Here is a 19,162-nt window from a genome sequence, read left to right as displayed (position 1 = left end):
GACGTCACGCCCCGGCTTGCTGGAGGCTGTCGAGGTTGAACTTGATGCCCAGCTCCTCGAACTTGTCGGTGAACCGAGGGCGGATGCCTGTCGAGACCTGGCTGCCACGGAACCGCCCGTGCACGTCGAGCCCTGCGGCGTAGTCGAAGACGAAAGCGTCCTGCAGCACCACGGTCTCGTTCTCCATGCCGATGACCTCGGTCACCGCGGTGATGCGGCGTGAGCCGTCGCGCATGCGGGTCAGCTGGATGATCAGGTCGACGGCCGAGGCGACCTGCTCACGGATGGCGCGTACCGGCAGCTCCATGCCCGCCATCAGCACCAAGGTCTCAAGGCGAGCGATCGCGTCTCGGGGCGAGTTGGCGTGCAGCGTCGAGATCGATCCGTCGTGACCGGTGTTCATGGCCTGCAGCATGTCGAGGCTCTCCCCGCCACGCACCTCGCCGACCACGATGCGGTCGGGGCGCATGCGCAGCGAGTTGCGTACCAGCTCGCGGATGCTGACCTCGCCGCGGCCCTCGATGTTGGCCGGCCGGCTCTCGAGGCGCACGACGTGCTCCTGCTGGAGCCGAAGCTCGACCGCATCCTCGATCGTGACGATCCGTTCGTCTCCTGGGATGAATGACGACAACACGTTGAGCAGGGTTGTCTTGCCGGTGCCCGTGCCGCCGGAGACCAGGATGTTGAGTCGCGCCTGGACGCAGGCATGCAGCAGCTCGGCGATGCCCTTGGTCATCGTGCCGAACCCCACCAGGTCCGAGACGCCGAACGGCGTGTCGGAGAACTTGCGGATCGTGAGCGAGGAACCGTCGACGGCCAGCGGAGGGATGATCGCATTGATGCGCGACCCGTCCGAGAGTCGCGCGTCGACCAGTGGCGACGACTCGTCGACCCGGCGTCCGACCCGACCCACGATGCGGTCGATGACCCGACGGAGGTGCTCCTCGGAGCTGAATCGCGCTCCGCTCGGCGACAGCTTGCCGAACCGCTCGACGTAGATGCGGTCCCAGCCGTTGACCATGATCTCCGTGACCTCGGGGTCGGCGAGCAGCCTCTGCAACGGACCCAGGCCAAGGGCGTCGTCCTCGATGTCCTGGATCAGCCGGCGCCGTTCTTCCGTCGTCAGTGACAGTGGCTCCTCGTCGACGATCCGCGACAGCTCGGCCCGCACGAACAGGCGCAGCTGCTCCTCGGTGAGGCTCGAGTCGTTGATGCGTACGCCGATCCGGTCGAACAGGGTCTCGACGGCGCGCGCCTTGACCACCTGCAGGCCCTCCGCCAGGCGTACGTCGGTCGCCGTGGCCGACTCCGCAGCGCTCACGGATGGCTCGTGGATCGTCTGCGCCCCGGCTTCCACACCGGCGCTCGGAACGGCTGGCGGCAGCACCTCGCCGGACCGGGCCGCTTGCAGGCGCTGACTCAAGGTGGTCATGCCTTGCGCCGCCTTCCTAGCTTGCGTGCCTTGCGGCCTCTCGGCGGCTTCTGCACTGGTGACGGCGCTTGCGGACCGTCATCTGCGACAGCACCGACCAGCTGGGACAGCGCCTTCGCGACAGGTCCGGGCTTCTTGGCCAGCATCAGCGACTCGCCGCGGTTGCCGGCCACCGTCACGTCCGGCGAGCGCGGCACGACGACGCTGACCGGCAGACCCACGACGTTCTCGACGTCGCGCACCGTGAGCCCCGCGTTGCGGTCCGCGAAGTTGAGCAGGATGTGCCGCCGGTGCGGGAGGAGGTCGAGCTCGCCGAGGATGTCCAGCTCCTTGCGCACGGCCCGGATGCTCGTGACGTCCATGCTCGACACGACGACGACCTCGTCCGACTCCTCCAGGGCAGCCAGGGTGTGGTCGCTGAGGCCTGCACCGGTGTCCACCACGACGTAGCGGAACTGGGTCGACAGCTGCTTCAGCAGGTGCTTGACGTCCGCCGGCCGTACGTGGTCGCCGACGGTTGCGGACTCGTCACCGGCCAACACGTAGAACCCCGCGGGGTGTGGTGTGAGGAACGTCTTGAGGATGAGGGTGTCCATCGCCGCAGCTGAGCCGAATGCGTCGGCGATGCTGTGCTCGGGAGTGAGGTTGAGCAGGGTGGCGGCGTCGCCGAACTGGACGTCGAGATCGACGAGGACCGTCGACATCGGCGCCCGCTTCGCCAGTCCGACCGCGAGGTTCGTGGAGACTGTGCTCTTGCCTACGCCACCCTTGGCCGAGATCACCACCACGGTGGTCGATCGGACCACCGCGCCCTCGACGTCCGTGGTCAGGTTCGGCCTCAACCGGTCACTGACGTTCTCGGCGGCCCGGTGCAGCATCTGGGCCAGCTCGTCGTCGGACGTGGTGGGCGCAATGATCTCGCGCACTCCGGCACGCATCGCGGCAAAGGCCGTCTCGGCGTTCGGCTGGCCGATCAACATGATCTCGGCCGTGGGGACGAGCCGGTCGACGATCGCGGCGAGTCGCAGTGCATCGGGCAGCGCCATCTCCTCACCCAGCACGACGATCTCCGGAAGCATGCCGGACTCGCGACTCAGCAGCACGTCCACGTCACCGACGCGCGCGTGCTTCTCGACGATCTCTCGCTCGACCACGACGACCTCGTGACCCTCCATCAGGCCGATCCGGCGGGCGCTGTCGGCTGCGGCGCCGAGGACCAGGATGTGCGTCATTTCGTGACCTCGCTCTTGGTGACCGACCCACCGTGACCGGTCGCAGTGTTCTTGTTCTGCTGGGTCAACCACACCTTGCCGAACTCGGCGGCGTTGATGATGCGGCCGGCGTCGCGGGTCGTGACGGCCAGTGTCACGAGCTGCTGGGACACGGCCTCCTCATCCCCACCTTTGGTGTCGCCGTTGACCACTCGCGTCACCCTGACGAAGTTCTTGGCCAGCTGGGTGAAACCGCCGGTGTCGGTCGTCGGATAGCTCGCCACGACGCCGACGATGTCGCCGGGCTTGAGCAGGCCACCCCCGGCCTGCGCCAGGGCCAGCTGCACCGTGACCTCTTGGTATCCCTTCGGCACACCGGTCAAGGTCTCCTTCTCATCGGCAGCCGGACCTGAGCCTTCCTTGGCGAAGCGGGAGGCCAGCACCTGCTCGCCGGGCTCGAGCTGCACCGTGGTCTTGAGCCCCGACACGTCGGCCAGGTCGGCGATCGCGCCGTCTGCGACCGCCTTGCGCGGCAGCTTGACCAGCTCGACGCTGCCCGCGGCGTCCGTGGCCGTGGTGTCCGCGGGAATCGAGTCCGTCACTCGCAGCACCGACGTGAGCTCTGCCCCGTCGAACGCCCGATCGTCCGCGTCCTTCGCGTAGGCCGCGAGCATGACCACTCCGACCAGTGCGAGAACGACTGCTCCGATCACCGCCACGATTCTCTTGTTCATGGTTTCTCTCCCCTTGGGTGATGGCCTCTCGTGGGGCCGACGGAACACATCAGTTGATCAGCTTCACGACGGAGCCGATGTTGGGGCCGCCGACCTCGTAGTCGGCGTCCTCGCTGATGTCATTGACGAACGAGCCCCAGATGCCGATCTTGCCGCTGGGGCAGGACCCCAGGCAGGAGTTGCCCGAGGTGCCGAGGCGGAACCCGGTGACCTTGAACGGGGCGAATCCGACGACCTTGAAGTTGAACGCGGGCGCGTTTTCGGCGAACTCGGTCGTGGGAGTCGTGCCGTCGTTCTTGGTCTTCACGCCGCCGAACGCGAAGTTCTTGGTGGGCGCGTAGAGCGCGAACAGGGTGACCTTTCCGGGTACGAACTTGTCGTCGCCGGACGTGCCGCCGTACTTGTCGGTCTGCTGCGTGTTGGCACCGCACAGCTGGAAGTCGCCGACTGCGTCGCCGATCGACAGGTGCGACTTGCCGCTGTTGGCCGACGCGTTGCACTTGCCATTGGCAGACTTCCAGAGCCCGCCGATGACCATGCGCGTCGATCCGCTGAGTCCGGGGACGTTGACGCCTGTCGGGATCGTGCCGCACCCCGATGTGAGGTTCCCGTCGTCGGCGAGCACCTTCTGTGGATCGTTCTGCTTGTAGTCCTTGATGTCGTCGTTCGAGTTGGTGTCGATGAACGTGGCATCGTTGACGTGAACTGTCGTGTACTCGCACAGCGAGACCAGGAACGGCAGAACGTCCCCGCTGGTGGGGCTGGTGTTCCACGACGCGGTGCTGGAGGCCGAAACCGACTTCGAGCCGACGCCGAGCAGACCGAAGAACGATGTCTCGACCGCCTTGCTCGAGCCGACCGTCACGGTCGTCGAGGTGATCGACACCGCAGGCCCGCTGTCCGAGCCTCCGCCGGACGCGTTCTTGCTGAGGAACTGGCCGGCGAGGCTCGCGTCGCACGTCCCGGCCTTGCACGACTGAGCCACCGCGAGGGCACCGGCGTCGGTGCCGTGCTGGACCCGCGAGCGCTGGAACGCCATCGACGTCGTGTCGATCCCGATGCCGGCTGCGGCGAGCAGGCAAGCCAACAGGATCGCCACGAACAGTGCCGTGGCTCCGTCCTCACGCCTGGTCATCCTTCGCATCGCGCAGCTCCCGTTCCACCGAGGGCGTACGTGCCGGACATGCCGAACAGCGGCACGGGCGGGCTCCAGGCCTGGTTCTTGGAGATCCGCGCGGTGATCGTTCCGCCGACGGTGCAGGATCCGGACAACGTGATGTCGCCCGCCGACACCAACGTGGTCGATGCGGCGCCGGCGGCCTTGGCAGCCGAGGCCGCGGGACCGGCGCCGTCGGTGGTGCACTTGATCGCGTAGTACCGCGCTGCGATGAAGGCGGCGTTGTCCGCTTGGGCGGCATTGTGGAACCGCACACCCCACGCCACAATCACGACGATCAGCGGCGCGAGGAGCGTCAGGACAATGGCGAACTCGACCACCGCAACACCACGCTCTTTGTGCTGCACCATCTTCACCTCCTTCGCGACTCGCACGGACTCCGGGGAGATGACGATCAGGTGTGGATGTTGATGCCGTTGATGAAGCTGGAGATCTTGCTGCCGAGCAGCGTGACGACGGCGAACGCGACGCCGGCCATCACGGCCACGAGGATCGCGTACTCGGTCATGGAGGCACCCTTTTCCGGGCGCTGCATGCGGCCGAGGAGGGCGAGGTAGGCGTTGAAGAACTTCTCGGAAATGTTCATGGGAGTTTCCTTTGACGTTGGGAGACGTGCAGGATGAACCTCCGCGCTGGATGGGCGCGGCGTGGGGAGTTTTGGCGATCTGAGGTTGGTGGAGCTCAGTCAGCCCAGGTCGGGCATCGCCGGCAGGCTGTCGATGAGGTCAGTGATCCTTGCGCCCAACAAGGTGACCGAGACGAGCACAACGCCCGCCATGACCCCGATGAGAACTGCGTACTCCACCAAGGTGGCTCCCCGCTCGACACGCGTGTCGCGTGCTTGCAGCCAGCCACGAATCCGGTGGAGATGCGCCGTGAAAACGTTCACGTTTGTCCTCCGTGCCTCGGCGAGCACGATGCCGTGCTCGCGAGGTGAACGTATTCCTCTCGGGACCGGATTGCCCGCCGAAACAGCGAAAATGCCTCCGATGGTGACGCTTCCATGGTCAGTAATGACTACGTATGCCTGTCACCTATCCACAGCGATCGCACCGCTCCCGGGACCAACACCAGTCCGGCGACGAGCGGCCCGACCCAGACGAATCCCCACACGATGTTCTCCGGCCGCCCGACGATCATGGTCGCGACGATCCACATCGCAATCCAGGCCAGGACGCGGTGCGAGAGCGGCGATCGTACGGAGGCCCAGCCCAGGAGGCCGAGGGCCAGGATCATCGCGCTGACGACATCCGGGCCGAGCCCGGCGACCGTGGTCAGCCGGATCGTCTCCAGCACATGAGGCAGTCCGTCGTACGTCCGCCAACCCGGCGATCGCACATCATTCGGCGACGTGTGCCTGGAAACGGCCCAGAGATGCGCTCCGTATGCAGCGGCGAACGTCAGTGCCGCCGCGAGCCAAGCTCCTGCCTCGCGGCGGCGGTGCTCCAAGAGAGCCAGCACTCCCATCAGCACGAGGTACGGCGCGGCCAGCTCGCGTACGAAGCACGCCGCCAGCCCCAGCACCATCGCAGCCACGAAGCGTTCGGACGTACGCACGGCGAGCGACACCGCGATCAACAGACCCGCCCAGCACTCGTGCTGCGTGACCTGGACGGAACCGACATACGGACCGAATGCCGCGAGCGCGCCGATGCCGCTCAACGCGAAGAACCACCGCCGCTGGTCGACCTCCTCGAATCGCCGGATCGTCGCGAGGGCGGCAAGGATTGCCAGTGCACCCAGGGGCCAGATCGCGTGGCGCCACCCGCCAGCCGCAGCGACGAGCCACGTCAGGGTCGGTTCTCGGACCGTCACCGCAGGACGTACGGGATAGCCACGATCACGCTGCTCCTCGACGGAGGCGGAGTAGAAGTTCTGCCCGTCCTGCACCCGCGTCGCCACGGCCCGATAGAGGTCGGAGTCCGTGCCGTCGCCACCACTCGAGCCGGAGTAGTCCTGCAGCGGTCCCACCGCGAGCGTGATCGCCGCGATCGCGATGACCACGGATGCCAGCGTGCCCAGCCGGGCCAGGGCAGACCACGTCGCGAACCGACTGGTCATGGCGTCACCTGCGATTGCCCGCCCGCGTGCCGGCACATGGCCGTCAGCATAGGCGCGCCGGGCCGCAAAAGCCCCGGAATGCGCGGGACGGTCGGGCCCACCACACAACACCGCGGACGGGGCCTGTGGCCCGCGCCCGCGATGTCATCCCGAGAAGGTCTGGCCTACAACGCCTTGCCGATGCCGAGGATCGCCGGCGTCAGGATGACGATGAACAGCACCGGCATGACGCAGGTCAACATGGGGAACAGCAGCTTGACCGGGACCTTCTGCGCCGTCTCCCGGGCACGCTGTCGACGCTTGTCGCGCATCTCCTCCGCCTGGATCCGGACGATCTGGGAGATCGGTACGCCGAACTCCTCGGCCTGCACGATGCTCTTGGTGAATCGCCGGAGGTCCTCGACGTCGTTGCGGGCAGCCAGCGCGAGGTACGACTCGCGGCGCGGCATCCCGAGGTTCATGTCCTGCACCGTGCGAACAATCTCCTCGCCGAGCGGACCGCGGTTGTTGACGCCGACCCTGGACAAGGCGCCCTCGAAGCTCATTCCCGCCTCGATCGAGATCGTGATCTGGTCGAGCACGTCCGGCAGGTCGTACATCATCCGCTTCTGTCGTTCCACCGCCCGCCCCCCGACGATGATGTCCGGCACGAAGTACGCCACGACGACCACGACACAGTAGATGAGCCACCACAGCGGCGACGCCATCTTGGCCACGAAGGAATAGGCCAGCAGGCCGACGACCACCGGCGCGATGACCTTGAGCGCGACGACCATGGGCAGGACAGCCTGGGTCTTGCCGGCCAACCCGAGCTGACGCTCGATCTTCGCCACGGCTCCGCGGGTGACGACAGCGCGCAGCACTCCGAGGTCCGGGTTCTTGGCACTGAGGGTGCGCTTCTTGGCCGGCCTGCCCTCATGGTTGGTGGTCGCTGCCATCGCCCGGACGCGCGCCTTGATGCTCTTCCTGGTGGACGGCGCGAAGTCGAGCAGTGGCACGAGCGTGCCGATGGCGGCGACCAGGCAGATCACTCCGAAGAACAGGGGGATCATCACTACACCCTCACGTTCACGATGGCCCGCATCCACAGGCCGCCGATGGTGAAGAGCACGAGCGCCACGCCCACGACCACCACACCGGTCAAGCCGTCGAACAGCGGCGCCATGTAGCCGGGGTTGGTCACCGTCATCCCGAGTCCGACGAACACCGGCAGCACCATGAGGATCACAGCCGACATGCGCCCCTCGGCCGAGAGTGTCTGCACCTCGCGCAGGATGTGGTTGCGCTCGCGGATCGTCGTGCCGACCTTGTCCAGCACCTCGTTGAGGTTGCCACCGGTGTCCCGCTGGACGGCCACGGCCTCGGCGACCCATCTGAAGTCCTGGCTCTCCATGCGGTCAGCCGTGGTGTTCATGGCCTCGACCAGATCACGGCCGATCCGGTTCTCGTTCACGATGCGTGCGAACTCCTCCGACGTGGGCACCGGTGCTTCGCGCGACGCGGTGTCCAGCGCTCGAGCCAGGCTGTGGCCGGCGCGCAGCGCCGACGCGATCATCTGGAGTGCCTCGTCGAGCTGCTCCCCGAATGCCGCACGCCGCTTGTTGCCACGACGGCGCAGCACCACCTTGGTGATGAGCGGGACCATGACCGCGATCAGCAGGCCGATCAGGATGTTGCCCGAGAACGAGCTGCCGAGCAGGAAGACCGTGAAGCTCAACACGGAGACCAGGACCACGAGCGATCCTGCAGTCATCCGCAGGGACGCCATCTCGATCTCCGACGACGGAAACGGCACCCAGCCGCGGCGCTTCAGCACCGCGTCCACCAGGTTGACGAGACCTTCCGAGACCGCACGCAGCGGTGGCATCGACTCCGTGCCGGGTGGACGCCGGCGGGACAGCTCCACCTTTCCGACGCTCGGGCCCACCACCACGAAGGACACGAGTCCCAGCGCCGCCACCATGGCCACCACACCCAGTGCGAGCATCAGCGGACACCGCCCATCGCCGTCATGAAGCTCTCGGCCGAGTATGGGATCCCGTACTCCTCGAACTTGTCGATGAACCGTGGCCGAAGGCCGGTGAACTTCGGCACGCCGCGGAAGTTACCGTCGGCGTCCGTGCCGGCGGCGAAGTCGAACAGGAAGATGTCCTGCAGGACGACGGTGTCCTGCTCCATGCCGAGCACCTCGGTCACGTGAGTGACCCGGCGGGTGCCGTCACGCAGGCGAGTCAGCTGCACGATCAGGTCGACCGCCGAGGCGATCTGCTCACGTACGGCCCGCAGGGGCAGATCCATGCCCGCCATGAGGACCAGCGTCTCCAGCCGGGAGATGGAGTCGCGCGGCGCATTGGCGTGCACGGTCGAGAGCGAGCCGTCGTGGCCGGTGTTCATCGCCTGCAGCATGTCGAGGCTCTCGCCACCGCGCACCTCGCCGACGACGATGCGGTCGGGCCGCATGCGCAGCGAGTTGCGGACGAGATCGCGGATCGTGATCTCGCCCTTGCCCTCCACGTTGGGCGGTCGGCTCTCGAGGCTGACGACGTGATCCTGCTGGAGCTTGAGCTCGATGGCGTCCTCGATCGTCACGATGCGCTCGTCCGTCGGGATGAACGACGAGAGGACGTTCAACAGCGTGGTCTTCCCGGTGCCCGTGCCTCCCGAGACGATGATGTTGAGGCGCGCCTGCACGCACGCGTTGAGCAGCTCGGCCATCGGCTGGGTCATGGACTTGAAGCGGACCAGGTCGGCGACCTGGAACGGCGTCTCGGAGAACTTGCGGATCGTCAGCGACGAGCCGTGCACCGCCAGGGGCGGGATCACCGCGTTCACGCGGGAGCCGTCGCTGAGCCGGGCGTCGACCAGCGGCGACGACTCGTCGATGCGGCGACCCACGTTGGCGACGATCCGTTCGATGACGCGACGAAGGTGCTGCTCGGAACCGAATCGCAGGCCACTCTCGATCAGGCGGCCACCACGCTCGACGTAGATGCGCTCATGACCGTTGACCATGATCTCCGTGACCGTGGGGTCGTGGAGCAGTCGCTGCAGCGGGCCGAGGCCCAGAGCGTCGTCCTCGATGTCGCGGATGAGCCGCTGTCGTTCGTCACCGGTCAGCAGGACTTGCTCGGCCCCGACGATGCGGGTCAGCTCCTCACGTACGTAGCCCTGGAGCTGCTCCTCCGTCAGGCTCGAGTCGGAGATCCGCGTGCCGATGCTGTCGAACAGCGAGTCGATGGCTCGTGCCTTGACCGTGGCGAACGCGTCGACCTTCGCGGGCTCGACCTCCTCCACCACACGGTTCTGCACCGGCCGCGGGTGCGCGTACGGTCCCTCTGCCGGCTCCCCCGCCAGTCGAGCCGACTCGAGTCGTTCGCTCAGGCTGCTCATGACAGCGCCACACCCTTGTGCGCGAACCCTGCCTTGCTGGTCGATCCGTCGTCCTCGAGCCGCTTGACCACGTTGTTCATCGCCTTGGCAGCCGGCCCGCCCTTCTTCTCCATCAGCACAGGCACTCCGCGATTGGCCGAGAGCGCGACCTCGGGCGACCGTGGGACGACGACGTTGACCGGAAGGCCCACGACCGCCTCGACGTCCCTCACCGAGAGCCCCGACTGCCGATCGGCGAAGTTGAGCAGGAGGTGGCGACGACTCGGCAGGATGTTCAAAGTGGCAAGCACCTCGATCTCCTTGCGCACGTTCCGGACGCTCGCGACGTCCATGCTCGACACGAAGACCGCATCGTTGGCCTCCTCGAGCGCCGCCAGGGTCGGCTCGTCGAGCCCCGCGCCGGTGTCGACGATGACGTACCTGAACTGCGACGCCAGTGAGGCGAGCAGCTCGCGCACCTGCTTGGGGCCGATCTTGTCCGCCGCGGCCGGCGACTCCGAGCCGCACAAGGCGTAGAACCCTGCCGGGTGCGCCGTGAGGAAGGTCTTGAGCAGGAGCGTGTCGAGGCCGCCCTGGCTGGCGAACGCGTCGGCGAGTGAGTGCGCCGGCTTGAGATCGAGGTGGGTCGCGACGTCGCCGAACTGCAGGTCGAGGTCGACCAGCACGACGTCCTGCGGTGCCTGGCGGGCCAGGCCGACCGCGAGGTTGACCGCGATCGTGGACTTCCCCACCCCGCCCTTGGGCGATGCCACGACGACGACGCGACTCTCCACGACCCGGTTCTCGATGGGCTCCTCCGTCGCTCGTCGCAGCGTGCGGCGAGTCGCGTGGTCATGAGCCTTGAGGAGCATGATGCGGTAGTCCTCATCACTCGCCTCCGGCGGCAGGACATCGCGTACGCCGGCCCGGATCGCCTCCAGCATCACGTCGGCTGTCGGCTCCGCCACCAGGACGACGGTGATCTGCGGATGGATGGCGTCGATCATGCTGGCGATCGACATGGCGGTGTGCCGGGTGACCTGCGGTCCGAGGACCACGATGTCGGGCAGGTGCTCGTCCGCCAGCAGCGCACGGATGTCGAAGTCCGGCTTCTCGACCGTGGCCCCCGGGACCGGGACGAGGAGGTTGCCGGGGAACTGACCCAGCCGGTACTCCAAGCCGCCGTCGCCGCCGAGGAGCAGGATCCTGCTCATTTGATCACGTCCTTCGAGTGGATGAGCTTCGATCCGTCGGTGTCGGTCTGGGGGTTCTGCGCCGTGAGCCAGACCTTGCCGAACTCGGCCGCGTTGACGATCCGCTCGATGTCCATCGGCTTGACCGCGAAGGTGACGATCATCGGAACCCCGGCATCCTCGCCGGTCGCCTTCCCGACCACCGACTCCGAGACGTGCGTGACCAACATGTCGTTCTGGATGATGTTCGTGTAGCCGCCGTCGCCGCCCTTGGCGGCATAGCTGGCGACGATGCCCACCTTGTCGCCGGCCTTCACCTTCCCGTTGGGCGTCCTTGGGGCACTGACGGAGATGGACACTTCCTGCATCCCCGGGGGCAGCGCGGATGACTTCGTCTTGCCGGCGACGGCACCGAATCGCTCCCGGAGCACCTGCTCGCCCGGCACCAGGTTGGTGTTGGTGGCGAGGTCCTTGACCCCGTCGAGGTCGGTGAGCGCGCCGTCGGCCTTGACCGAGGCCGGCACCTTCTTGAGCTCGACCGCCGAGGTGATGCGGCCGGCCGGAGTCTGCGCGGGGATCTCGGACTTGACCACGAGGACCTCCACGAGCTCAGCGCCCTTGAAGGCGCGGTCCTCCGCGCCGTTCGCGTAGGTGATGAGCGAGACCACACCCACGAGGACGAGTGCCGCGGCACTCAGCAGGGCTATCAGCTTCTTCTTCACGGTTCTGTCCCTTTCCGTGCCTAGTTCGTGAGCCGGGTCGCGAGCTTGACGCCACCGAGGTCCGGAGCGTCGTCGTCGTACGCGAACACCTGATTGGGGTCCTGGACCACCGACCGCACGAAGTACCCCTGGATGCCCTGGCAGGTGAGCGTCAGGATGTTGAGGCAGGTCGGCGATGCCGTGGCGTCGTTCTTGGCGTTGCCCGGCTCCTGCCAGCCGGTGATCTTGAACGGGGCGAATCCGACGATGCGCAGCGTGATCGACGACGACAGGACCGTGAGCGGCGAGCTCGACTCGTAGATCGGCATCATCGCGATCGTGCCGACCTTCAGCTTGTTGACGCAGGCCGTCGGGGCGATCACCGGCGTCACGGCGGTCACCAGCATCGTCGTGAAGATCTTGACCTTCATGTTGCACAGCGACATGTTGCTGATGTCGAAGAGATCGAGTGCATCGACCAGAGCCGTCAGCCAGACTGCCCCGTTGCTCATGTTGAGCGTGTTGCCCTGGCTACCGGTGCAGGTCGACGCGGGGAAGAAGTTCGTCAGCGGGATCCCCAGCAGGTTGAGGGTCGCGATCAAACCCTTGAGCGTCGCACTGAGCAGGTCGGTGCGGATCAGGATGTGGTTCGTCGCCGGGAACGCGTTGGCCTTGTACTGGCAGTAGCCGACCGCCATCGGCAGCAGCGGATAGCCCTCCTGGGCCGCCTTCGTCCACGTCGCGGTCGCCGTCACCGTCGCGGTCTTCGGCGCCACGCCGATCACGGACGCGAAGGAGAACGGGATCGACTTGGTCGAGGTCACCTTGACCGAGCTCGACGTCGCGCTCACCGTGCCGTTGACCGTCGTGCTGGCACCGCTGATGTTCTGCCCGACGACCAGGTCGGCGGTGGCCTTCGCCGGGTTGGTGCCGGCGGTGGTGCAGGTGGACCGGTAGAGCGCGCAGTCCTGGGCGATGGCCAGGGCGGCGTTGTCAGTCGCGGTCTGCAGCTTCTGCCGTTGCGAGTACGCGTTCCCGACATCGACGCTCATGCCGACAGCCGCGACCAACGTGGTTGCCAGCAGGGCGATCATCACCGTCGTGACCCCGCGCTCATCGCGACGAGCGCCGCGTCGTGTCATGTGCCACTGCATCTCGCAACCGCCTTTCCAGTCACCGAGTAGGTGGTCCCGAAGAACTTCGTCGCGGTCGATTTCGCCGGGTTGGTGATCTTGACGGTCACGTTGCCGAACGAACCGTCGCCGGCCTGCGCGCACGACGAGTAGCCGGGGGTGTAGGTGACGACCAGCGCCAAGGTGCTCGGCATGCCGGCGTTGACTGCGGCCGTCTTTGCTTTCGTCACGCTGTTCTCGATGGTCATCGAGCGAGCTGCGGCGAATGCCGCGTTGTTGTAGACCGCGGCCGTCTTGTACCGCTCCCCGAAGTCGATGACTCCGCAGACCAGCAGCAAGAGAAGAGGGACGATCAGCGCGAACTCAACGGTTGCCACTCCACGCTCGCGCTCGCCCCTGGATCGAGGACCCATGGCTTTGAGATCGAAACCACGTCGCGCCGTGAACCCGGGGATTCACGGCGCGACTTTCAGCGCCCGAGTGCGCCGTGTGGTTGCTCGAACTACAGGCTGATGTCTTCGAAGAGCGTGTTGATCTTCGGCCCGAGGATCGCCAGCGCCGCGACGATGATCAGAGCGATGCCACCGGCCATCAGCGCGTACTCGATGGCCGTGACGCCCTTCTCGTCCTTGCGTGCCTCGGCACGGACCTGGAACGTCGACAGAATCGCGAACATCTTGTTGAAAGCAGACATGAGTTACTCCCTCTAACTTCTTAAGTCACCCGAACGAGTGACTCTCCCTGCTCAAAAGGTAGAGCGTCACAATTTCCGTTTTGGGCGTTTTGAGGAATTGTTTCGGGCCATCTTTTATGGCTCTCAATGACTATTGGCTACACGCTGACCGAGGAGGACACTCGCGAATCTTTCGGGGCGCGGGTCAGGTGCCGATTGCGTTGAAGAGCGCGAGGACCTTGGGGGCCAGACCGCCGACACCGGCGGCCACCAACAGGGCGATCGCTGTCGCTATCAGCCCGTACTCGATCGACGTGACACCGTCCTCTTCCCGCTTGGAACCGGTGGAGAACCAGCTGGTGGCGACGCGAAAAATCTTCATGGTGCACTCCCTCGTGGAGACCGACACTCCCATCGGCCCTGCGATTCCAAGGTAACGCCGGGGCAGCGTGTCCGTCCCCGAAACCGTCAGGACGGAGTCGTGGGATCGAACAGGTCCATGCCGACCAGGACCATCGTGTTGTGGCTGACGCAGGTCTGCAGGACGATGTCGGTGTCGGGCAGGTCGCGCACCTTGGTCGCGTTGCGGACCCCGTGCCCGATCGTCTTCACGACGTACGTGCCGTCCTGCACGCCGTCGCCGGAGAGCTTGATCGCGTCGCCCTTGCCGAGCTTGGGGATCCAGGCCAGCCCGCCGCAGTAGTCGTGCTCGGCGATGAGCCGCGGGCGGTGGTCGCCGACGAACACCGCGATCGGGCCCTTGCAGAAGTCGAGCATCAGCTCGGATCGCTCGAGGCTCGAGGTCGCATAGATCGCCCGGACGAACTTGGCCTTGGGCGGCGGTATGGGCTTGCTGACCTGGTCCAGCGACGCTGTCTGAAGCGCACTCGGACCTGAGGATGCCACGGGTGTGTCGGATCCGGAGCCGGAGCTCAGCAGGGTCACCCCGAGCGCGACGGTCGCCACTGCGACCAGTGCCGCCAGCATTCGCTTCACGGTGCCACCTCCTGCTCCTCCATCGTACGAGCCGGTGCCCTGTCGGCACGACTTCAGAAAAAGTCCGGTCGAACGTGAGACGGTGTGGCTCGTCCGGACATCTGTAGGTGAGACGTCCGCACACGCACAGATCGGAGCGCCGGGTGACATCACCGACGACCACCGCCGAAGGCACCGGGGACCGCGAGCTGCTGGCCCGAGCCGCCGCCGGCGACCGGTCTGCCTTCGGTCAGCTGTACGACCGCCACGTGCGGCCGGTCTACTGGCAGGCGTACGCCGTCGTGCAGGACGCCGACGAGGCCGAGGACGTCACCCAGGACGTGTTCATCACGACGTGGGACAAGATCCGCCGCATCTCGGTCGTCGACGAATCCGTGCTGCCGTGGTTGCTGGTCACGGCCCGGTTCACGGCGCTCAACGCCAGACGCCGGTCGCACAAGGTGCGGGCGCGCAGCATCGAGCTGAACGCCGAGCTGCCGGATGACTCGTCGGTCGAGGACGCGGTCGTCGCCGAGCAGATCCGCAGCGAGATCGACAAGGCCGTCGCCACCCTGTCCGCCACCGACCGCCGGCTCTACGAGCTGTGTGTCGTCGGCGATCACACGTACGAGCTGGCGGCCCGTGAGCTCGGCGTCAGCCACGCCGTCGTCCGCAACCGCATCTCACGCCTCCGCACCCGGCTGCGCGCCGACCTCCGTTCGATGAGGGAGACATCATGAACACCCCCACACTCAACGACGACCGCGTCGCCGCGATGCGCTCCTCGGTCATGCACGCCGTCGACCGGGACATCGCCAAGCGCGGCCACCGGGCTCGCACCACGATCGGCCTCGCCGCGGCCAGCGTCCTCGTCGTCGGGCTCGGCTCGATCGGCATCAACGCGATCAGCAACAGCACCAGCGGCGGCGGCAGCGGCGACAGCGCCGGGAGCAGCACGTCGATCGAGCAGCCCAGCGCCGCAGGCGACACTGCTGGTCGGGACGGCGCCCTCACCGAGCAGGACAAGAAGGCCGCGCCCGACGCAGACCGTGAGGTCATCACAACGGCCGAGATCAACGTGACGGTCACCAACCCTCGCGAGGTCGCACAGAAGATCAGCGCCTATGCCGAGTCGATCGGCGGCCGGGTCGACACCCGCACCGAGCACGGCGACGGCGACGACGCGTCGGCGTTCGTCACCGTGCGCGTGCCGAGCACCAAGGTCACCGCGACGATCGACCGGCTCGACACGTACGGCAAGGTCACGAACGTCTCGCAGCAGAACGACGACGTCACGGCCCAGGCCAAGGACCTCGACGCGCGCATCGACGCGCTTCGGCTGTCGATAGACCGGCTCGAGAAGATCATGGCGAGCTCCGACACCAGCGCCGAGCTGATCAAGGCCGAGAACGCCCTGACCCAGCGGCAGGAGCAGCTGGAGAGCCTCGAGGCGCAGCGCAAGCAGATCGCCGACCAGGTCTCGCTCTCGACCCTGTCGATCGACCTGTCCCAGAAGGCGAAGGCCGACTCGGTCGAGCCCGGCGGCTTCAAGGGCGGCCTCACCGATGGCTGGAACGCGCTGGTCTCTGCGGTCAACAACGTCGTGGAGATCGCGGGGGTCCTGCTCCCCTGGGCCGCGATCCTGCTCGCGCTCTACGGGGTCTACCGCCTCGTCGCTCGCCGCCGCGGCTGGAACTAGATGCCTTCGAGGTACGTGCGAGCGACACCCTTGGGCACGCACATGCGCCAGGCGTCGATCACGAGCTCCTCCATCTCGTCGGGCTCGAGCGCCGCCATGTCGGCGACGACCCACTGGTAGCGCATGTCGCCCGGCGACGGCATCTGGAACGTCTCGGGCCGAGACGAGACGAGGTGCTCGCGCTCCTCACGGGGGAAGCCGAAGCCCATCAACGTCTCGTCGCGCGAGAACGCGACGAAGACCAGGCTGCCGACGCGGAACTTGATGCGGTCGCGGACCAGCACCTCGTACGCCCGAGGCAGCGTGCGCGCGACCTGACGCACGTCGTCGACCGTGATCATGCCCCGAACGTACGCTTCAGCGCGGACAGTTGGGCCCTTCCCCTGAGAGGATGACGACGTGACCGCATCCAGTGACCGGCGTACGAGCTGGTCCGACGCCGCAGCTCATCCCTATTGGCTCGACACGCCTGACCGGCCCGCGGCGCGGCCGGCGCTCGACGGCGATCTCGACACCGACCTGGCCGTCGTCGGCGGCGGGTTCACGGGCCTCTGGACCGCCCTGATGGCCAAGGAGCGCGATCCAGCGCGCGACGTCGTCCTGATCGAGGGCGGCCGGATCGCCGGCGAGGCCACCGGGCGCAACGGAGGCTTCTGCTCCGCGAGCCTCACCCACGGCGAGGCCAACGGGCGGGAGCGGTGGCCGGACGAGTACGACGAGCTGCACCGCCTCGGCATCGAGAACCTCGACGAGATCGCCGCGACGATCGAGCGCTACGGCATCGACTGCGACTTCCAGCGCACCGGCGAGCTCGCGGTGGCGACGCGACCACACGAGCTCGAGGACTACGACTCGTCTGCGCCGGACTTCCTCGACGCGCAAGCGTTGCGGGAGCAGGTCGACTCGCCGACGTACCTCGGCGGCACGTGGGATCGCGACGGCACCGCGATGCTCGATCCCGCGCGCCTGGCCTGGGGACTCGCCGCAGCGGCCGAGGCGGCCGGAGTGCGGATCGTCGAGGGCACGCCGGTCACCGGGCTCAAGGCGTACGGCGACCGGATCGCCCTGGTCACCGAGAGCGGCAGCGTCACGGCCCGGCGGGTCGCCCTCGCCACCAACGCCTTCCCGTCGCTGCTCAAGCGGCTGAAGTTCCACACCGTCCCGGTGTACGACTACGTGCTCATGACCGAGCCGCTCAGCGACGAGCAGCTCGCGTCGATCGGCTGGCGCAACCGGCAGGGCCTGTCGGACTCAGGCAACCAGTTCCACTACTACCGGATCACGGCCGACAACCGGATCCTGTGGGGCGGCTACGACGCGATCTACCACTTCGGCCGCCGGATCCTGCCGGAGTACGAGCACCGCTCCAAGACGTACGCGGCGCTGGCGGCGAACTTCTTCGAGACGTTCCCGCAGCTCACGGGCCTGACGTTCTCGCACCACTGGGGCGGCGTGATCGACACGTGCACCCGGTTCTGCGCCTTCTTCGGCACCGCGCACCACGGCCAGGTCGCGTACGCGACGGGCTACACCGGGCTCGGCGTCGGCGCCTCGCGATTCGGCGCCAACGTCATGCTCGACCTGCTGGCCGGCGAGGAGACCGAACGGACGCGGCTCGAGATGGTCCGCACCAAGCCGCTGCCGTTCCCCCCGGAGCCGTTCGCCTGGATCGGCATCCAGATCACGACCTGGTCGCTCAAGCGCGCGGACCGCACGGGCAAGCGCAATCTGTGGCTGCGCCTGCTCGACCGGCTCGGCCTCGGCTTCGACTCCTAGGCGACGAGGTCCCGCAACGCTGCGTCGGAGGCGAACAACGCCTCGCGGTCGTACGTCGAGGTCGATGCCAGCAGCTCGTCGGCGCCCGTTCTCTCGGCGAGCTGCTCGAGCGCGCGGCGTACGGTCTCGGGGCTCCCGGCGACGGCGCGATCGAGGGACTTCTCGACCCGATCGGTCAGTTGTGCCGTCCACGGCTGCCGGCGGATCTCCGCGGCCGGCTCCAACGGCGGGAACTCACCGGTCTGCCGCGACCGCGCCATCGCCCACGCCTCGGGCAACGCCAGCTCTCGCGCCGTCAGGTCGTCGTCGGCGACCGTGACGTCGAGGGACACCACGACGTACGGCTGCTCGACGCCAGGACTCGGCCGGAAGTCTCGACGGTACGACTCGAGGACCTCACCGATCCGCTCCTCCGCCAGGATCGGCCCACCGATGACGACCGGCAGCCCGAGTCGCGCGGCGATGACCGTGCCGCGGCCCGTCGCGAGGACGTACATCGGCACCGACCCGGTCGCCTGCGGCCTGGCCGTCACCGATGCCCCGCCCTCGAGGTATGCCCGCAGGTCCCGCAGGTCGTCCTCGAACGTGTCAGGGCCGTGGTCACGCAGCGCCTCACGTACGGGCGCGGTGAACCCGAGCGAGCGGCCGAGCCCGAGGTCGATTCGGCCGGGGTTCAACGCCTCGAGCATCAGGAACTGCTCTGCCACGACGAGGGGCTGGTGGTGCGGCAGCATGACGCCGCCCGAGCCCAGGCGGATGCGCTCGGTGCGGGCGCCGATCGCGGCCAGCAGCACCGGCGGCGACCCGCTCGCAATGCCGGGGACGGCGTGGTGCTCGGCCACCCAGAACCGTTCGTAGCCCAACCGTTCGGCGTTGATCGCCCGGTCGACCGAGCCGGTCAGCCCCTCGGCCTCGGGGCGACCTGCCCGCGTCCGCGACCGGTCCAGGAGCGAGAGCTTCACACCTGGTTCAACTCACGCTGGGCGTCGTTGCTTCCCGGCTGGGGCCGCCACCGCTGGGCGGCGGCC

General features: G+C 67.3%; 23 protein-coding genes. 3 read left to right on the top strand and 20 right to left on the bottom strand.

Annotation, left to right across the window (positions count from 1 at the left end; all coding sequences use genetic code 11):
• Positions 1–4: 4 nt before the first annotated feature.
• From BOSE46_RS09395 to BOSE46_RS09310, 18 genes are all read right to left on the bottom strand, one after another.
• A complete protein-coding gene (locus BOSE46_RS09395; protein WP_159539992.1) occupies positions 5–1,432 on the bottom strand; it encodes a CpaF family protein in 1,428 nt (475 codons plus the stop codon).
• On the bottom strand, positions 1,429–2,664 hold the full coding sequence (locus BOSE46_RS09390; protein WP_159539991.1) for a P-loop NTPase: 1,236 nt from the start codon (positions 2,662–2,664) through the stop codon (positions 1,429–1,431). The genes BOSE46_RS09395 and BOSE46_RS09390 overlap by 4 nt, the downstream gene beginning before the upstream one ends.
• Positions 2,661–3,377 carry a Flp pilus assembly protein CpaB gene (locus BOSE46_RS09385; protein WP_159539990.1) on the bottom strand — a complete coding sequence of 239 codons (717 nt, stop codon included), beginning with the start codon at positions 3,375–3,377 and terminating at the stop codon, positions 2,661–2,663. The genes BOSE46_RS09390 and BOSE46_RS09385 overlap by 4 nt, the downstream gene beginning before the upstream one ends.
• A 49-nt stretch (positions 3,378–3,426) precedes the next feature.
• On the bottom strand, positions 3,427–4,512 hold the full coding sequence (locus BOSE46_RS09380) for a TadE/TadG family type IV pilus assembly protein (RefSeq protein ID WP_159539989.1): 1,086 nt from the start codon (positions 4,510–4,512) through the stop codon (positions 3,427–3,429).
• The gene (locus BOSE46_RS09375) at positions 4,509–4,904 is read right to left on the bottom strand and encodes a TadE/TadG family type IV pilus assembly protein (protein WP_159539988.1); all 396 of its coding nucleotides are present in this window, start codon (positions 4,902–4,904) and stop codon (positions 4,509–4,511) included. The genes BOSE46_RS09380 and BOSE46_RS09375 overlap by 4 nt, the downstream gene beginning before the upstream one ends.
• Positions 4,905–4,948: 44 nt before the next feature.
• Positions 4,949–5,140, bottom strand: a complete 192-nt coding sequence (locus BOSE46_RS09370; protein ID WP_201299589.1) for a Flp family type IVb pilin — start codon at positions 5,138–5,140, stop codon at positions 4,949–4,951.
• A gap of 99 nt (positions 5,141–5,239) precedes the next feature.
• Positions 5,240–5,443 (bottom strand): Flp family type IVb pilin, encoded by a 204-nt coding sequence (locus tag BOSE46_RS09365; protein ID WP_236551689.1) that lies wholly within the window; start codon positions 5,441–5,443, stop codon positions 5,240–5,242.
• A 128-nt stretch (positions 5,444–5,571) separates the two neighbouring features.
• Positions 5,572–6,615: a hypothetical protein gene (locus BOSE46_RS09360; protein WP_159539986.1), complete on the bottom strand. Its 1,044-nt coding sequence runs from the start codon at positions 6,613–6,615 to the stop codon at positions 5,572–5,574.
• Positions 6,616–6,779: 164 nt separating this feature from the next.
• Positions 6,780–7,667 carry a type II secretion system F family protein gene (locus BOSE46_RS09355; RefSeq protein WP_159539985.1) on the bottom strand — a complete coding sequence of 296 codons (888 nt, stop codon included), beginning with the start codon at positions 7,665–7,667 and terminating at the stop codon, positions 6,780–6,782.
• Positions 7,668–7,669: 2 nt separating this feature from the next.
• A complete protein-coding gene (locus BOSE46_RS09350; protein WP_159539984.1) occupies positions 7,670–8,602 on the bottom strand; it encodes a type II secretion system F family protein in 933 nt (310 codons plus the stop codon).
• On the bottom strand, positions 8,602–10,005 hold the full coding sequence (locus BOSE46_RS09345) for a CpaF family protein (protein ID WP_159539983.1): 1,404 nt from the start codon (positions 10,003–10,005) through the stop codon (positions 8,602–8,604). Before BOSE46_RS09345 ends, BOSE46_RS09350 begins: the two co-directional genes overlap by 1 nt.
• Positions 10,002–11,198: a P-loop NTPase gene (locus tag BOSE46_RS09340; RefSeq protein ID WP_159539982.1), complete on the bottom strand. Its 1,197-nt coding sequence runs from the start codon at positions 11,196–11,198 to the stop codon at positions 10,002–10,004. The genes BOSE46_RS09345 and BOSE46_RS09340 overlap by 4 nt, the downstream gene beginning before the upstream one ends.
• On the bottom strand, positions 11,195–11,899 hold the full coding sequence (locus BOSE46_RS09335; RefSeq protein ID WP_159539981.1) for a Flp pilus assembly protein CpaB: 705 nt from the start codon (positions 11,897–11,899) through the stop codon (positions 11,195–11,197). Before BOSE46_RS09335 ends, BOSE46_RS09340 begins: the two co-directional genes overlap by 4 nt.
• Positions 11,900–11,919: 20 nt before the next feature.
• A complete protein-coding gene (locus BOSE46_RS09330) occupies positions 11,920–13,020 on the bottom strand; it encodes a TadE/TadG family type IV pilus assembly protein (protein ID WP_159539980.1) in 1,101 nt (366 codons plus the stop codon).
• Positions 13,017–13,388, bottom strand: a complete 372-nt coding sequence (locus BOSE46_RS09325; protein WP_159539979.1) for a TadE/TadG family type IV pilus assembly protein — start codon at positions 13,386–13,388, stop codon at positions 13,017–13,019. The genes BOSE46_RS09330 and BOSE46_RS09325 overlap by 4 nt, the downstream gene beginning before the upstream one ends.
• A 125-nt stretch (positions 13,389–13,513) precedes the next feature.
• Positions 13,514–13,705: a Flp family type IVb pilin gene (locus BOSE46_RS09320; RefSeq protein ID WP_201299588.1), complete on the bottom strand. Its 192-nt coding sequence runs from the start codon at positions 13,703–13,705 to the stop codon at positions 13,514–13,516.
• 184 nt (positions 13,706–13,889) lie between these two features.
• Entirely contained in the window at positions 13,890–14,066 is a 177-nt protein-coding gene (locus BOSE46_RS09315) for a Flp family type IVb pilin (RefSeq protein ID WP_159539978.1), read from the bottom strand.
• Positions 14,067–14,152: 86 nt separating this feature from the next.
• Complete coding sequence (locus BOSE46_RS09310) at positions 14,153–14,680, bottom strand: hypothetical protein (RefSeq protein ID WP_159539977.1); 528 nt, start codon at positions 14,678–14,680, stop codon at positions 14,153–14,155.
• A 143-nt stretch (positions 14,681–14,823) separates the two neighbouring features.
• Here BOSE46_RS09310 and BOSE46_RS09305 point away from each other — a divergent pair, with 143 nt between their 5' ends.
• Complete coding sequence (locus BOSE46_RS09305) at positions 14,824–15,399, top strand: RNA polymerase sigma factor (protein WP_159539976.1); 576 nt, start codon at positions 14,824–14,826, stop codon at positions 15,397–15,399.
• On the top strand, positions 15,396–16,358 hold the full coding sequence (locus BOSE46_RS09300) for a DUF4349 domain-containing protein (RefSeq protein WP_159539975.1): 963 nt from the start codon (positions 15,396–15,398) through the stop codon (positions 16,356–16,358). The genes BOSE46_RS09305 and BOSE46_RS09300 overlap by 4 nt, the downstream gene beginning before the upstream one ends.
• Here BOSE46_RS09300 and BOSE46_RS09295 read toward each other — a convergent pair.
• Positions 16,355–16,699: an MmcQ/YjbR family DNA-binding protein gene (locus tag BOSE46_RS09295; RefSeq protein ID WP_159539974.1), complete on the bottom strand. Its 345-nt coding sequence runs from the start codon at positions 16,697–16,699 to the stop codon at positions 16,355–16,357. The genes BOSE46_RS09300 and BOSE46_RS09295 overlap by 4 nt on opposite strands.
• 58 nt (positions 16,700–16,757) lie before the next feature.
• On the opposite strand from BOSE46_RS09295, the gene BOSE46_RS09290 reads away from it, so the two are divergent.
• Positions 16,758–18,134, top strand: coding sequence for an FAD-binding oxidoreductase (locus tag BOSE46_RS09290; RefSeq protein ID WP_159539973.1), 1,377 nt, complete (start codon positions 16,758–16,760; stop codon positions 18,132–18,134).
• Here the strand turns inward: BOSE46_RS09290 and BOSE46_RS09285 are convergent.
• The gene (locus BOSE46_RS09285) at positions 18,131–19,096 is read right to left on the bottom strand and encodes an LLM class flavin-dependent oxidoreductase (RefSeq protein WP_159539972.1); all 966 of its coding nucleotides are present in this window, start codon (positions 19,094–19,096) and stop codon (positions 18,131–18,133) included. The two genes, BOSE46_RS09290 and BOSE46_RS09285, sit on opposite strands and share 4 nt — an antisense overlap.
• Positions 19,097–19,162 lie beyond the last annotated feature (66 nt).

This window comes from Aeromicrobium sp. 9AM (assembly GCF_902506105.1).
Classification (GTDB): domain Bacteria; phylum Actinomycetota; class Actinomycetes; order Propionibacteriales; family Nocardioidaceae; genus Aeromicrobium.
The sequence above is the reverse complement of the archived record's forward strand: the minus strand, read 5'-3'. Positions and strand labels throughout refer to the sequence as shown.